The sequence below is a fragment of the Oceanibacterium hippocampi genome, from assembly GCF_900172325.1.
Taxonomy (GTDB): domain Bacteria; phylum Pseudomonadota; class Alphaproteobacteria; order Sneathiellales; family Sneathiellaceae; genus Oceanibacterium; species Oceanibacterium hippocampi.
Genome location: NZ_FWFR01000001.1, coordinates 109,988 through 123,860 on the forward strand (window position 1 = coordinate 109,988; position 13,873 = coordinate 123,860).

Annotated in this window: 12 protein-coding genes; 5 read left to right on the plus strand and 7 right to left on the minus strand. The window is 67.1% G+C overall.

Annotation, left to right across the window (positions count from 1 at the left end; translation table 11 throughout):
* Window positions 1–2: 2 nt before the first annotated feature.
* Genes hutH through OCH7691_RS00470 form a run of 3 tightly spaced genes read right to left on the minus strand, consistent with a single transcriptional unit; the run spans window position 3 to window position 4,143 of the window.
* Window positions 3–1,541 carry a histidine ammonia-lyase gene (gene hutH / locus OCH7691_RS00460; RefSeq protein WP_085881468.1) on the minus strand — a complete coding sequence of 513 codons (1,539 nt, stop codon included), beginning with the start codon at window positions 1,539–1,541 and terminating at the stop codon, window positions 3–5.
* Entirely contained in the window at window positions 1,538–2,776 is a 1,239-nt protein-coding gene (hutI, locus tag OCH7691_RS00465) for an imidazolonepropionase (RefSeq protein ID WP_085881469.1), read from the minus strand. Before hutI ends, hutH begins: the two co-directional genes overlap by 4 nt.
* Before the next feature lie 26 nt (window positions 2,777–2,802).
* Window positions 2,803–4,143 (minus strand): NAD(P)/FAD-dependent oxidoreductase, encoded by a 1,341-nt coding sequence (locus tag OCH7691_RS00470; protein ID WP_085881470.1) that lies wholly within the window; start codon window positions 4,141–4,143, stop codon window positions 2,803–2,805.
* Window positions 4,144–4,365: 222 nt separating this feature from the next.
* On the opposite strand from OCH7691_RS00470, the gene OCH7691_RS00475 reads away from it, so the two are divergent.
* Entirely contained in the window at window positions 4,366–5,895 is a 1,530-nt protein-coding gene (locus OCH7691_RS00475; protein ID WP_085881471.1) for a trimethylamine methyltransferase family protein, read from the plus strand.
* On the opposite strand, the gene OCH7691_RS00480 is transcribed toward OCH7691_RS00475, so the two are convergent.
* Window positions 5,892–6,845, minus strand: a complete 954-nt coding sequence (locus OCH7691_RS00480; protein WP_085881472.1) for a fatty acid desaturase — start codon at window positions 6,843–6,845, stop codon at window positions 5,892–5,894. The genes OCH7691_RS00475 and OCH7691_RS00480 overlap by 4 nt on opposite strands.
* Window positions 6,846–7,034: 189 nt before the next feature.
* Between OCH7691_RS00480 and OCH7691_RS00485 the strand changes: the two genes are divergently transcribed.
* Both OCH7691_RS00485 and OCH7691_RS00490 read left to right on the plus strand, forming a co-directional pair.
* Window positions 7,035–7,889, plus strand: coding sequence for a helix-turn-helix domain-containing protein (locus OCH7691_RS00485; RefSeq protein WP_085881473.1), 855 nt, complete (start codon window positions 7,035–7,037; stop codon window positions 7,887–7,889).
* Between the two features lie 257 nt (window positions 7,890–8,146).
* On the plus strand, window positions 8,147–8,821 hold the full coding sequence (locus OCH7691_RS00490) for a LuxR C-terminal-related transcriptional regulator (protein WP_085881474.1): 675 nt from the start codon (window positions 8,147–8,149) through the stop codon (window positions 8,819–8,821).
* 1 nt (window position 8,822) lies between these two features.
* Here the strand turns inward: OCH7691_RS00490 and OCH7691_RS00495 are convergent, their stop codons facing one another.
* Window positions 8,823–10,190: a PAS domain-containing sensor histidine kinase gene (locus OCH7691_RS00495; RefSeq protein WP_085881475.1), complete on the minus strand. Its 1,368-nt coding sequence runs from the start codon at window positions 10,188–10,190 to the stop codon at window positions 8,823–8,825.
* 114 nt (window positions 10,191–10,304) lie between these two features.
* Between OCH7691_RS00495 and OCH7691_RS00500 the strand changes: the two genes are divergently transcribed.
* Together OCH7691_RS00500 and lipP1 are read left to right on the plus strand one after the other, a co-directional pair.
* Window positions 10,305–10,904 carry a 2-hydroxychromene-2-carboxylate isomerase gene (locus tag OCH7691_RS00500; RefSeq protein ID WP_085881476.1) on the plus strand — a complete coding sequence of 200 codons (600 nt, stop codon included), beginning with the start codon at window positions 10,305–10,307 and terminating at the stop codon, window positions 10,902–10,904.
* A complete protein-coding gene (lipP1, locus tag OCH7691_RS00505; protein ID WP_085881477.1) occupies window positions 10,901–11,839 on the plus strand; it encodes a LipP1 family hormone-sensitive lipase in 939 nt (312 codons plus the stop codon). Before OCH7691_RS00500 ends, lipP1 begins: the two co-directional genes overlap by 4 nt.
* 50 nt (window positions 11,840–11,889) lie before the next feature.
* Here lipP1 and OCH7691_RS00510 read toward each other — a convergent pair whose 3' ends face one another.
* Entirely contained in the window at window positions 11,890–12,921 is a 1,032-nt protein-coding gene (locus OCH7691_RS00510) for a Fe(3+) ABC transporter substrate-binding protein (protein ID WP_085881478.1), read from the minus strand.
* A 182-nt stretch (window positions 12,922–13,103) separates the two neighbouring features.
* Window positions 13,104–13,850, minus strand: a complete 747-nt coding sequence (locus OCH7691_RS00515) for a hypothetical protein (protein WP_139839467.1) — start codon at window positions 13,848–13,850, stop codon at window positions 13,104–13,106.
* Between the last annotated feature and the right edge of the window lie 23 nt (window positions 13,851–13,873).

The following is a 13,873-nucleotide window of genomic DNA, read 5'->3' on the forward strand; positions in this document are numbered from 1 at the left end:
CTTCACGGCGCGAGCGCGAAGCCGCCCGGTACCAGGTCGGCGAAGGCATCCGCCTCGATCATCGCGGCGACGGTGGCGATATCGGGGGCGAAGCTGCGGTCCTCCAGGTAGCGGGGCACCCGTTCGCGGATCCGGGCGATCGCCGCCTCGAGCGGAGCCGAGCTTTCCAGCGGGCGGTGAAACTCGACACCCTGCGCCGCCGCCAGCAATTCGATCGCGATCACGGCGACCGCGTTGTCCAGCATGTCACCGAGCCGGCGGGCGGCGAAGGTCGCCATCGAGACATGGTCTTCCTGGTTGGCCGATGTCGGCAGGGAATCGACGCTGGCCGGGTGGGCGAGCGCCTTGTTCTCCGAGACCAGCGCCGCGGCGCTGACCTGGGCCAGCATGAAGCCCGACTTCAGGCCCGCGTCATCGACCAGGAAGGGCGGCAGGCCGCTCAGGTGCGGGTCGATCAGAAGCGCCGTGCGCCGCTCCGACAACGATCCGGTTTCGGCGATGGCAAGCGCCAGACCGTCGGCAGAGAAGGCGACCGGCTCGGCATGAAAGTTCCCGCCGGACAGGATGTCGCCGCTGTTGGAAAAGACGATCGGGTTGTCGGAGACCGCGTTGGCCTCGCGCACCAGGGTCGCCGCGGCAGCGTTGATCTGGTCGAGGCAGGCGCCCATGACCTGCGGCTGGCAACGGATCGAATAGGGGTCCTGGACCCGGTCGCAAAGCAGGTGACTGTCGCGGATCCGGCTGTGTCGGACCAGCGCCCGGTAAAGCCCGGCGACGCGGATCTGCCCCGGCTGTCCGCGCAGCGCGTGCAGGCGCTCGTCGAACGGCGTGTCGCTGCCCTTGATGGCGTCGATCGAAAGCGCCCCGGCAACCAGCGCGGCGACGAACAGTGCCTCGCTCCGGACCAGCGCGTCGAGCGCCAGCGCGGTCGAGACCTGGGTGCCGTTGAGCAGCGCCAGCCCCTCCTTCGGTTCCAGCGCCAGCGGCGAGAGCCCTGCCTCGCGAAGCGCCTCCGCTCCCGGCCGCGCCTCGCCTTCGGGGCCGAGGACCGCGCCCTCGCCGATCATGACCAGCGACAGATGGGCGAGCGGGGCGAGATCGCCCGACGCGCCGACCGACCCCTTGGCCGGGATATGGGGCAGCACGTCGCAGTCGATCATGGCGAGGAGGAATTCGACGACCGCCGGTCGGACACCGGAGAAGCCGCGTGCCAGCGCGTTCGCCTTCAGCGCCAGCACGAGCCGGACGACCCGACGCGGCAGCGGCGCCCCGACCCCGGCGGCATGGGACCGGACGAGGCCGAGTTGCAGTTCGCGAAGTTTCGCCTTCGGGATCGAGGTGCTGGCGAGCAGGCCGAAACCGGTATTGACGCCATAGACCGTGCGGTCGCCAGCGATCACGTCCGCGACCGTGCGCGCGCTGTCCTCGACCGGCTTCCGCCAGCCGTCCGCGAAGGCGAACCCGGCGCCATCGCGCAGGATTGCGCGGCAGTCCTCGAGCGTCATCTCGCCGGGTATTACGCGACGCGCTATGGTCGTCATGCCGTCTCCCTCTCCAGAACGATCCGGCCCGCCTTGACGACCCGCCGGCAGGGATTGGCAGCGATCCGGTATGCCAGTTCGGCCGGATGCTCGATCGCCCAGAAGGCCATGTCGGCGACCCGGCCCGGCTCCAGCACGCCGTGGCTGTCGCCGAGGCCGAGGGCCCGGGCCGCCTCCCGCGTGACGCCGGCCAGCGCCTCCTCCGGCGTCAGGCCGAACAGGGTCGACGCCATGTTCAGCATCAGCAGCAGCGAGCCTACCGGCGCCGAACCCGGATTGCAGTCGCTGGCGATGGCAATGCGGACACCATGCCAGCGCAGATCCTCGACCGGCGGCAGGCGGGTTTCCCGGAGGAAATAGTAGGCGCCCGGCAGAAGTACCGCGACGGTCCCGGCGGCGGCCATGGCGCGCGCGCCGTCCTCGTCCAGATATTCCAGGTGGTCGGCCGAGAGCGCGCCGAAGCCGGCGGCCATGGCGGCGCCGTGCTGGTTGGAAAGCTGCTCGGCATGCAGCTTGACCGGCAGTCCGAGCGCTTGCGCCGTCTCGAAGACGCGCGCGATCTGCCCGGTCGAGAAGGCGATCCGCTCGCAGAAGCCGTCGACCGCGTCGGCCAGTCCCTCGCCGGCGATGGCCGGCAGGACAGTGCTGCAGACATGGTCGATATAGCCGTCGGCATCGCCGGCGAATTCCGCCGGCAGGGCATGCGCGCCGAGATAGCTGGTGCTGACGTCGACGGGCAAGTGTTCGGCCAGTTGGCGCGCCACGCGAAGCTGGCGCCGCTCGGTCTCGAGGTCGAGGCCGTAGCCGGACTTGATCTCCACATGGGTCACGCCTTCCGCGAGGAACGGCCGGAGTCGCCGTTCCGCGGCGCGGAACAGGTCCATCTCGCCGGCCGCACGGGTCGCGCGGACGGTCGAGACGATGCCGCCGCCGGCAGCGGCGATTTCCTCGTAGCTCGCGCCATTGAGCCGCATCTCGAACTCGACCGCCCGATTGCCGCCATGAACGATATGGGTGTGGCAGTCGATCAGCCCGGGCGTGATCCAGCAGCCATCCGCATCGAAGACGTCGCGGGCGAGCGCCTCGGGGCGATCGGGCAGTGCTTCCGAAGGACCGGCAAAGGCGATCCGGCCGTCGGCGACGGCGACGGCACCGTCCTCGACCGCGCCGTAGGCCGGATCGGGCCGCATGGTCGCGAGCCGGGCATTGACCCAGATCCTGTCCCAGAGGGCCATCGCGCCCGACCTTCCCGACCCGCCCCTCAGACCCAGGGGCTGTGGCTGTTCGATGCGCCGAAGGTACGGCCTTCGGCGAAGCGTGTGAAGGCGAAGGGCTTGAGCGCCGCCGGCGTCTCGCCGCGGACCAGTTCGCGCGCGAGCAGCTTGCCGACGCCGGCCATCTTGAAGCCATGGTTGGAATCGGCGGTCATGTAGACATTCGGGGCGATCCAGTCGAATACCGGTACGTTGTCGGGCGTGAAGGCGCCGACGCCGCCGTTCCGCCGCTCCCGGAAATTCTTCCGACAGCCTTCGAAGCGGCCCATGAGCTGGCCCATCGCCGCACACATGTAATCGGCGAACCAGTCGTCGGCCTGGTATTCGTCGTTGGCATGGCCGTAGGGATCGATCATCGCCTCGGGCCCGATCCTGATCGGGATCGTGCCGCCCTGCACGCCCGGCCGGTCCATCCGCTCGGCCCCGTTTTTCCAGTAGACATAGAGATGGTCCTGGATCTCCTTGCCGGTCGCCGGATCGACCACCGGCGTATTCATCATCTCGACATGCAGGACCGGGGGGTCGCCGTCGATCGCGGTGCGATAGGGCTCGTCAACGTAGACCTCGCCCTCGAGCAGCCGCCAGTAGGTCCACATGTCCTTCTCGACCGCGCGACCGTCCGCATAGCCGCAGGAGATCGTCGCCGGCTTGCCGAGCAGCGACCAGTGCTTGCCGACCCAGGCGCCGACCGAGAGGATCACCATGTCGACCTTCATGCGGCCGCGATCGGTCAGGATCGAACGCACGGTTCCGTTCTCGCTCTCGTAATCGAGCACTTCGACGCCCGAGAGTATGCGCACCCCGGCCGCTTCGCATTTCTCGACCAGGCCGCGCACGAACTGCCGCGTCCCGGCATAGCCCGACTTCTTCTCGTGCAGCACGACGTCGATCCCGTCGGTCACGAAATCCGGCCAGATCGCCTTCAGGAAGGCCTTGCCCTCGGCCCCGACATAGAGATCGGACGGATAGCCGACATCGTTCTGGTGGCGATGGATTCGACCGTAATCGTCGATCTGATTGCCCTCGCCGCAGGAGATGTAGCCGACCTGCTGGAAGGCGTAATTGACCGGGTCCTCCATCCAGACATCGAGCGAGTGGCGCAGGATGTCGTGCAGCGGCTCAGTCATGTAGAAATTGCGGACGCAACCACAGGCGATCCCGGTGGCGCCGGCGCCCGGTGCGGTCTTGTCGAGCACGACGACATCGGCGCCGGAGCCGCGACCGGTCGCCGCCAGTTCGCGCGCCAGGTGAAGGGCGGTGCTGAGCCCGTGCACGCCGGCGCCGACAATGGCGTAGGTAGTGCTTTTCGGCAGGTCGGTCAGGGTCATCTGGGCTCACTCCTCCAGTGGATGCAGGCGCTATGATTGGACGTTAGCGCCGGGCGACGGGGCCCGACGCGCTTGAAAGCGACACGCGCTTGCCCCGGACGGCTTTGCCGAAACGCGCAAGTCGATGTCGCTGTCCGACAGGTGCCCGGAAGCGTTGCGCCCGTACCTTCGAATGCAGGCCTCGGCCGATGGTCGGCGCGGCGGCAAACGATCAGGTGGGACATGACCAGACAACGCTCGCGACGGGATCACAGGGGCCCCCGCAAGGTCGGCACCATTCCCCAGGTCGCCCGCGGGCAGGCGCGCAACCCTTTCCCGCCGATCCAGATACTGACCGCCGACCAGATCGAGATGATCCACCTGGCGAGCCTGCAGGTCCTCGAAGAGATCGGCATGGAGTTCCTCGACGACGGCGCCCTCGATATCCTGGCCAGGGCCGGCGCCGATGTCGACCGCTCGACCCGTAGGGTCCGCTTCGATCGTGGCCTGATCGAGGAGAGCGTCGCCAGGGCACCGTCGACCTTCACCTTCCACGCCCGTAATCCGGAAAACAATCTCAGGGTCGGCGACAACTGGACCATCTTCTGCTCGGTCGGCAGCCCGCCGAACGCCAGCGACCTCGACAATGGCCGCCGCCCCGGCACACAGCAGGATTTCCGCAATCTGGTGCGGCTGACCCAGTCGCTGAACGTCGTCGATTGCGTCGGCGGCTATCCGGTCGAACCGGTCGACGTGCCGCCCGAGACCCGCCATCTCGATTGCGGACGCGACTTCATCACCCTGACCGACAAGCTCTGGTACGCCTATGCGCTGGGCCGCGAGCGGATCGCCGACGCGCTTGCCATGGTCTGCCTCGCCCGCGGCATCGACCGCGACCAGCTCCGCCGCGAGCCGAGCCTGTTCACCGTCGTCAACACCTCCTCGCCGCTCAGGGTCGACGGGCCGATGCTGCGCGGCCTGATGGAGATGGCCGAGAACGGTCAATGCGTGATCGTTACTCCGTTCACGCTGGCGGGCGCGATGGCGCCGGTAACCATCGCCGGCGCGCTGACGCAGCAGAACGCCGAGGCGCTGGCCGTCATCGCCTTCCAGCAGATATTCGCGCCGGGTTCGCCGGTGATGTATGGCGGCTTCACCTCGAATGTCGACATGAAGAGCGGCGCACCGGCCTTCGGGACGCCGGAATATGCCCATGCCGCGCTGGCCGGCGGTCAGCTCGCCCGGCGTTACGGCCTGCCCTACCGCTCTTCCAACGCGACCGCCGCCAACGGCCCTGACGCCCAGGCCGCCTACGAGGCCTCGATGTCGACCTGGTCGGCCCTCCTCGGCGGCTGCAACCTGCTGCTGCATGGCGCCGGCTGGCTGGAGGGCGGTCTCTGCGCCTCTTTCGAGAAGATGATCATCGACGCCGAGCTGCTGCAGATGATGCGCCGTCTCTTTCAGCCGCTGCAGGTCGATGCCGACACGATCGGCCTCGACGCCATGCGCGACGTCGGCCCCGGGGGCCACTATTTCGGCACCGCCCATACCCTCGCCCGCTATGAAACCGCGTTCTACCCGCCCATCATCTCCGACTGGCGCAACTTCGAAACCTGGCAGGAGGCTGGAAGCCCCGATGCCGCGCAGCACGCCAACCGGGTCTGGAAAAGCCTGCTCGCCGACTATGTACCGCCGCCGCTCGACCCGGCGATCACCGAAGCGCTCGACGCCTTCGTCGCGCGCCGCAAGAAGGAGATCGCCCAGGCCGGCTAGACCTTGACCGTCGCCGGATCGGCGGCGGCGCCAACCAGGGCATGGCGGGGGTGGAAGCGCGGCGTCAGAAGATGATGGCGGAACAGCGCCGCGTAGCCCTGCACGACGTAGCCGCCGTTCAGCGCGAGATAGGCTTCCCGCTCGGCCCGATAGGCGTCGCCCAGCCGGTACCAGGGCAGTCCCGGCCTGGCATGATGCACCGCGTGATAGGTATTGTTGAGATACAGCAGGCGCATCGGCCAGAAGGTCTCGACAAGGGCCGTGCGACCATCCTGCCGGACATAGGGCGCATGCTCGGCGAACGACCGGAGCGCGGTCAGCGACGCGCCCGGCCAAGCAAAGCAGAGGATATAGACCCACGGCGACATGCCGGCGAAGCGGTCGAGCAGGATCAGCAGGCAGGCCACCGCGGCGGCGTGGATCATCCAGGTCGTCGCGACCCGGCCGGCCTCGCCGCGCCGCGCGCGACGATACTCCGACCGCGCGAGAGCGATAATGTGCAGCCACGGACCGAGCAGCAGGCGGCCGACGATCGTCTGGTTCGACCACAGGATCGCCCGGCCGGCCGGCCCCAGCCGGCGCCATGCGGCATCGCTGACGAAGGCGCTTTCGGGATCGCGGTCGGGATCGGTCAGGGCCGCGGTCGCGTGATGCTCCAGATGAGTCTCGCGATAGACCGGATAGGGCATCCAGAGCGACAAGGGCGGCGCCGCGAGGACCGTGTTCAGCCAGCGCCAGCGGGTCGGATGGCCATGCACCGTCTCGTGCTGAAGGCTGCCCTGCCAGCAGACGAACCAGCCCCCGAGCAGGACCAGCAAGGGTATCGGAAGATGCGAATGGGCGGCGACCAGCAGCAGCCAGCCGCCATAGATCGCGACGATGACCGTCCAGGTCGGCAGCGCCAGCCGGTCCGGAAGGGACGGGCGGGCGACGATAGGCGCCCGAGACATGATCTGTTTGATCCTCGACGTTGATACGGCCCCTCATTGAGCGCGTATGAGGGTAGGCGCAGGCAGGCTGTATCAACAACGAGGGAATGTGACATTTACGCCGCATTTGCTAACGAAAATCACCAGATGTTTTGTTTATACCGCAAGATGCGGTATATTTTCGTTCCGTGAAGCAAAAGGCGGAGCGTCATGAAACGCCGGGAAACCGTCGATACCTTCCGTCATCGCCTTCGCCAGGCCTTCGCGAGTTCGGGTCTGAGCCAGAGCGCGCTGGCCCGTGACGCGGCCATCGATCGGTCGACGCTGTCGCAGCTGCTGTCGAACGATTACGACCGGCTGCCGCGCGCCGACAGCGCCGCCGGTCTCGCCATGGCCCTCAATGTCAGTCTCGACTGGCTGCTCGGGCTTTCGCAGGACATTCATCGCGGCGCCGACATGCTGAAGGAGAGCCTCGAGATCGCGCCCTACGCGGCGTCGCCGGTCGATATCAAGGTCAGCGAATGGTACCGCTCGGCGGTCGGCTACAAGGTCCGCTACGTGCCCGCCAATCTGCCGGATATCTTCAAGACCCCGGACCTCTCGCGCTACGAGTTCCAGGAGTTCGTGACCCAGAGCCCGGAACAGGCCGTCCAGCTCACCCGCGACCGGCTCGCCTACAGCCGCATGCCGGAAAGCGAGATGGAGATTTGCAGCTCGCTGCAGGGCCTGCAGGGCTTCGTCCGCGGCGAAGGCATCTGGAGCGCGCTCGACGCCGGCGCCCGACGCCACCAGGTCGAGCGCATGATCGAGATCATGGACGAGCTCTACCCGGCGCTGCGCTGGTTCCTGTTCGACGGGCGCCTGCGTTATTCGGTGCCGATGACGATCTTCGGCCCGGTGCGCGCCGTCATCTATGTCGGCGACATGTATTTCGTGTTCAACACGGTCGACCACATCCGCGCGCTGAGCCAGCATTTCGACCGCCTCATCAAGGCCGCGATCGTCCAGCCGCCGGACGTCGCCCGCCTGCTCGAACGGCTGCTCCACAACGATGGCGAAATCTAGAACCGGTCTGTGGCGACAAATGCATCGTTGCTCTTAACCGACACAAAGGTTCACGATAGCGGGAAGTTTACGAAACTTTACAAATTGATGACCGGATACCAGTTACCTCGCCCGTACTATTCGATCATACTCGTGTCCGAGAGTTCGATTTGCGTTACGGCACGCAGCGCCAAACCGACGTCGGCATCCCTTCCTGCGTCATGCCGTGCCACCTCAGAGTGTCCGATAGCGACGTTCCCTAGGCGAGTCGACAAACCGTGCTGCAAACATATGCCGAACCATTGACTACCGAACTGCGGGTCCTGATCGCCGACAATCACGTGCTGTTCCGCAAAGGCCTGGCACGGCTTGTCAACCGACTGCCGAATATCCGGGCGCGGATCACCGAAGCCCGCAGCTACGGCGAGGTAAACCGGGCGCTCGATCAATCCGGACCGTTCGACCTGATCATCATTGACATGCTGATCCCCGGCGCGGCGCCGGCGGAGGGACTGCGCCGCCTCACCGCGCGGGCGCCGGCCACCGACATCGTCGTCGTGACGCTGAGTGCCTTCGACCGCCATATCGCCACGGCGCAACAGGCCGGTGTCGCGGCCGTCGTGATCAAGGGCGCCGGCGGCGCCCATCTCCGGGACGTGCTGCGCTCGGTACTTGCCGGCACCCCGGCCCCGGCGAGGCCGAAAGAGGCGGCGAACGGGTCCGCGACCGTGACGCTGCCGCTCACCCCGCGCCAGCAGGACGTCTTCAGGAAGATTTGCGAGGGTATGTCGAACCGCCAGATCGCCGAGGACCTCGAACTGGCGGAAGGCACGGTGAAGGTGCATGTCACGGCGATCCTCAAGGCACTGAAGGTCCGCAACCGGACCCAGGCGGTGCTGCGCGGCGAGCGGCTCGGCATCGGCCGCGCCAGCCGGGCCCAGGAATACTGCTGATTCAGACCGGTTGCCGTCGGATACCGCGCGAACGCAGGTAACGGACGAGCGCTCGCAGCTTGCCCGCCGCAAGCGGGAATTTCAGGACGGGATAACCCTGCGCGATCGCGCGACGTTGTCCCGCCAGGTCGTCATGGTCGAATACCGGGATGACGATCTCCGCTGAATACGCTGTCATCGTGTCAGTCTCCGCCCCGGCAAGTCCGAGCGCTCCGGCCGCACCGACCAGCAGTTCGCACCGATCCCCTGCCCCTCCACCCCCGTCGTCGCGGGACGCCGTCCGCACCGAATACCCTAGCCCGCGCAGGATCCCGGCGCAGGTTTCCGTCTCTGCCGCCGCGAGGCCGATGATCCGTGCCCGTCCGGCCTGTCCCTCTGTCCTTGCCGCCGATGGCGGCGCTTCGGGAATGGCAGTGGCATCGGTCGAGGCATCCAGTGCCGTCCCGGCGGTGAGCAGGTAGGCCGCCGTCGCGCCGCGACTGACGAACGCGATCCTGAAATCCATCGCCCGGGCCAGGCGCCATGCTGGTGCGATATCGACGGCCCGATCCGAACCGCCGGCCCCGTTCCCGGCCTCCGCCAGCCCCTCTCGAAGCGCCGCGAGCCGGCCCGTGTCGCCCACATCGAACGCGATCACGATGCGCGGTCGTTCCCCGTTTCGCCGCGCACCGAGCAGGATCCGGCCGGCAGCCGCCGTGAGCGCGCAGTCCAGCAGCCGCGAAACGATCCGCTCCAGCACAGCTCCATCGGCCTTGACCGATTGCGCAACGGGGACGACACGGATCTCGCACGGCCGGACCTTCGGCCAGTCACGCGCGGCATCGGCCAGGCTTGCCAGAAGCCCGCCGATATCGACCGGCGCGATCTCGAACGAAAGCATGCCGCTTTCGAGCCGGGCCATCGCGACGACGTCTGCCAGCCGCTCCTCCGCCTGGCGCAGCGCCGCCTGGCTTTTTGCCAGGATCTCCCGTTCCGGGCCCGACAGGCGAAAGGCGAGCGCACCCAGGAACATTCGCGCCGCCTGCATCGGCTGGAGGAGATCGTGATTGGCGGTGAGCAGCAGCTGCGTCGCGTCGACCGATTCCGATTCTGTCCCCATGACCAACCAGGCGACGGGCAGGCCGTCGACCGATGGCTCGAGCCGCGTGAGACGGAGCGGCGCGCCATCCGCTCCCATATGGACCGGTTGCGTCTCGCCGGCACGGACGAGGGTCATTCGCAGCCGCAGGGCATGCTCGCCGAACAGGCGTTCCGCCCGGGCATTCCATGCGACGAGACGGCCCTGACCGTCGCACAGGCAGATGCCGACCGGGAGCGCTTGCCAGATCGCGGCCGGCAGCGGACCAAGGCTGTTTCCATCCTCGCGCATCAACAGTTCGCCATCGCCGCGCGGCCGGTCTTGCGCGTGACCGTCGATGTCCTACGATACCGCCTGCACGCGGTGTCGGCCCGAATGCCACAGTTGGAAGGATTCTCAGCGGTCATGATCATCGATTATTATTTCGCCCTGTCGTCGCCCTGGAGCTTTCTCGGCTGCCAGCGGCTTCGCGATATCGCCGGAAGAAATGGCGCCGACATCGTCGCCAAAGCGACCAGTATCGGCAAGGTATTCGGTGTTTCCGGCGGCCTGCCACTCGCCAAGCGGCCCAAGCAGCGGCAGGATTATCGCATTCAGGAACTCAAGCGCTGGCGCGATTACCTGGACATTCCGATCAACCTGCACCCGGCCCATTTCCCGGTCGACGAGAATCTCGCCGCCCGGACCGTGACCGCCGCACGGATCGCCGGCAAGGACCCGCTCGCGCTCGCGCTCGGCTTTCACAAGGCGATCTGGATCGAGGAGCGCGACATCTCGGACCGGGCGGAGATCGCAGCCATCATCGACGCCACCATTGGCGGCAGCGCCGAACTGATGAACGCCGCCGAGGGCGAGACCGTGACGGCGGCTTATGAGGCGGACACCCAGGACGCCATCGATCAGGGCGTGTTCGGTGCCCCCACCTACGTGGTCGACGGCGAGCTCTTCTGGGGCCAGGATCGGCTCGATTTCCTCGAAAGGAAGCTTCAGGGCCGCAAGAAATGACACTCGACGCCTCGGCGAAACTGGTCCTCGACCTGGTCGCGGCGAATCCGCGGCCGTCGCTCGACCGGCTCGATCCGGTCGCGGCGCGCGCCCAGTACGACCGGACCGTCAAGGTTCTCGATCTCGACCCCAGGCCGGTCGCCTCGGTCCGCGATATTGCGATCGACGGCGCCGACGGCCCGCTCAAGGCGCGCCTCTATCACCCGGAAAACGCCGGCGAGCGGTTGCCGCTGCTGGTCTACTTCCACGGCGGCGGCTGGGTGATCGGAACCATAGAAAGCCACGACAGCCTGTGCCGGGAGCTCGCCATCCGGGGCGATATCGCCGTCCTCTCGGTCGATTACCGGCTGGCGCCGGAGCACCGGTTTCCCGCCGCCGTCGACGATGCGCATGCTGCCTTCCGCTGGGCGGCCCGCCATGCCGCCACGCTCGGGATCGATCCAGGCCGCATCGCCGTCGGCGGCGACAGCGCCGGCGGCAATCTCGCCGCCGTGACCGCGCTCCGGACCCGGAACGAAGCGCACCGGCCCGCCTTCCAGCTGCTTCTCTATCCCGCCACTGACCTGGCGACACAGAGCGAATCCCATCGCCGGCTTGCCGACGGCTATCTGCTGACCGCAGCGTTGATGGACTATTTCAGCGGCCATTACCTGGGCGACCGGAGCGCGGCAGACCACCCGGACGCGTCACCGATCCTTGCAGCCGACTTCTCCGGACTGCCGCCTGCCTGGGTTCTGACGGCGGGCTACGATCCGCTGCATCATGAAGGCGAGGCTTATGCCGAAGCCCTTTCGGGCGCCGGCATCCCTGTCCGGCATCGGCATTTTCCCGGGCAGATCCACGGTTTCCTCAACATGGGGAAGGCCATACCGGAAACGCTGGCGGCACTCGACGAAGGCGCGAAGGCCGTGGGCGGGGGGTTGCGGGCAGGCTGACCGGGGACTGGCTGCAAGATAGGTCAGCCTGCCCGCCCCCATTCACCGCATCAACGCCAGTCGACGCGGTCGAAGATCTTGAGCGCTTCCGGCTGCTGCTCGGCGACCTCGTGAAGCGGGACCGGATCGGCCTTGAACGTGCCCCAGGCCGCGACGACCGGATCCACTTCGATGCCCGCGCGGATCGGGAACTCGTAGTTGCTCGAGGCATAGAGCCGCTGTGCGCGCTCGCTCGTGAGATACTCCAGCAACTTGACGGCCTCCTCCTTGTGCTTGGCACTCCGGGTCACGCCGGCGCCGGAGATATTCACATGGGCGCCGCGGCCATCCTGGTTCGGCCAGAACATGAAGACCTTGGCGGCGGCCTCGCGGTCGTCGGCCTTGTCGCTCGCCTGCATCCCGCCGTAGTAGTAGGTATTGCCGACAGCGATATCGCATTCGCCCGCGGCAACGGCTTTGATCTGGTCGCGGTCGCCACCCTGCGGCGGCCGGGCCATGTTGGCGACAATGCCGGCGGCCCAGGCCTGGGCCGCGTCGACACCGTGATGCACGATCATCGCGGCAAGCAGCGACTGGTTATAGACGTTGGACGAGGAGCGGATGCAGAGCCGCCCCTTCCATTTCGGGTCGGCGAGGTCCTCGTAGGTCGAGAGATCCTCCGGCTTGACCCGGTCGCGCGATGCGAAGACCACCCGGCTGCGGATGGTGAGGCCGAACCATTCGTTCTCCGGATCCCGATACTGGGCCGGAATGTTCTCCCGCAGGATGTCCGATTCCACCGGCTGCAGCAGCCCGGCCACCTTGTGGGCCATGAGGCGCGAGATATCGACCGTCAGGATCGCGTCGGCGGGGCTGTTCATGCCCTCGGCCTTGAGCCGTTCCAGCATGCCTTTCGGCGCATAGACGACGTTGACGTCGATCCCGGTCTGATCGTGAAAGTCATCGAGCAACGGCCGGATCAGGCTTTCCTGGCGATAGGAATAGAGATTGACCTCCGCCGCCGCGACCGGTGCGGCAAGACTGCCTGCGGCAAGCAATGCCGTGGTGGTGGCGAGCGTGAGAGAACGCAACGTATGGTGCATGTTTGTCAGCCTTCCATCATCATTCCGACATCCGCAGCGACGCGGCGGACGCAACATCGGGCCCGCGCCAGCTATTGCGAACGCTTCCGAATAGCGGATGGAAACATCAACGATCCACCGGCGCGGGTCAAGCGATATTGCGAACTGTTCGCAGAAATTGCCGGTCAAGATCCCAGAATGGCTCAGCCGGCCACCTTCCGGAACAGGCTGTCGCGGCCGCAAGCGGCGCCGACGCGCTCGTACTCGGCGCGCGTGTCGATTTCGGCATGGTTGCGGCGCCGTTCGACGGCAAGCCTGTCGGACGCCTCGTCCAGCACGCGCTGAAGTGTCGACCGGATCGCCGCCAGCGCGTCCTTGCTGTCCGCCGCGCGCAGGCGGGCGGGCGGGCGACTTCGGCTCAGTGCCGCACGAAGGCTGACCCGCAGCCGCCGTCCCAGGTCGCGAACCAGCCTCTCGTCTGTCGCGACATGCTTGTATTCATGCTGCAGTATCTCGCGATATTCGCAGCTCCCGCGCGGAAACTCCCGGGCGATATGGACGATCCGGTTGACGGCCCCGATTGCCGCCTTCACGTCCGTGGTCCGCAGGCAATGGATATCGCCGGTCTTTTCATCTTCCTGCCATTCGAAGCGGCTGGAAATCTCGGATCGGGGCGTCGCGACCGTAAGGCCGAGCGCGGGTCCGAGCGCGGCGCCGCCACGATTGGAAAGCTCGGCCACGGAGCGCGAGTGATCGATCTTCACGGCTTCGTTGTCGATCCGGACATCGATGTCCGCTTCGCCATTACGGCAGGAGGCTGCATCGGCGGCGCCGGCAAGCAGGAACATGCCGGTGGCGGCGATGAGAGCAACGCAGGCCTGCTTCCGGCCGAACTCGACGAGCATGGCGGTCATTCCAGCGGCGGCACGGGGATCGCGCTTTCCGATCATCCTAGACCGCATGTCCTGCGTCG

Coding starts and splice junctions, on each gene's coding strand:
- hutH (WP_085881468.1), bottom strand. CDS start 1,541: ATGACGACCATAGCGCGTCGCGTAATACCCGGCGAGATGACGCTCGAG.
- hutI (WP_085881469.1), bottom strand. CDS start 2,776: ATGGCCCTCTGGGACAGGATCTGGGTCAATGCCCGGCTCGCGACCATG.
- OCH7691_RS00470 (WP_085881470.1), bottom strand. CDS start 4,143: ATGACCCTGACCGACCTGCCGAAAAGCACTACCTACGCCATTGTCGGC.
- OCH7691_RS00475 (WP_085881471.1), top strand. CDS start 4,366: ATGACCAGACAACGCTCGCGACGGGATCACAGGGGCCCCCGCAAGGTC.
- OCH7691_RS00480 (WP_085881472.1), bottom strand. CDS start 6,845: ATGTCTCGGGCGCCTATCGTCGCCCGCCCGTCCCTTCCGGACCGGCTG.
- OCH7691_RS00485 (WP_085881473.1), top strand. CDS start 7,035: ATGAAACGCCGGGAAACCGTCGATACCTTCCGTCATCGCCTTCGCCAG.
- OCH7691_RS00495 (WP_085881475.1), bottom strand. CDS start 10,190: ATGCGCGAGGATGGAAACAGCCTTGGTCCGCTGCCGGCCGCGATCTGG.
- OCH7691_RS00500 (WP_085881476.1), top strand. CDS start 10,305: ATGATCATCGATTATTATTTCGCCCTGTCGTCGCCCTGGAGCTTTCTC.
- lipP1 (WP_085881477.1), top strand. CDS start 10,901: ATGACACTCGACGCCTCGGCGAAACTGGTCCTCGACCTGGTCGCGGCG.
- OCH7691_RS00510 (WP_085881478.1), bottom strand. CDS start 12,921: ATGCACCATACGTTGCGTTCTCTCACGCTCGCCACCACCACGGCATTG.
- OCH7691_RS00515 (WP_139839467.1), bottom strand. CDS start 13,850: ATGATCGGAAAGCGCGATCCCCGTGCCGCCGCTGGAATGACCGCCATG.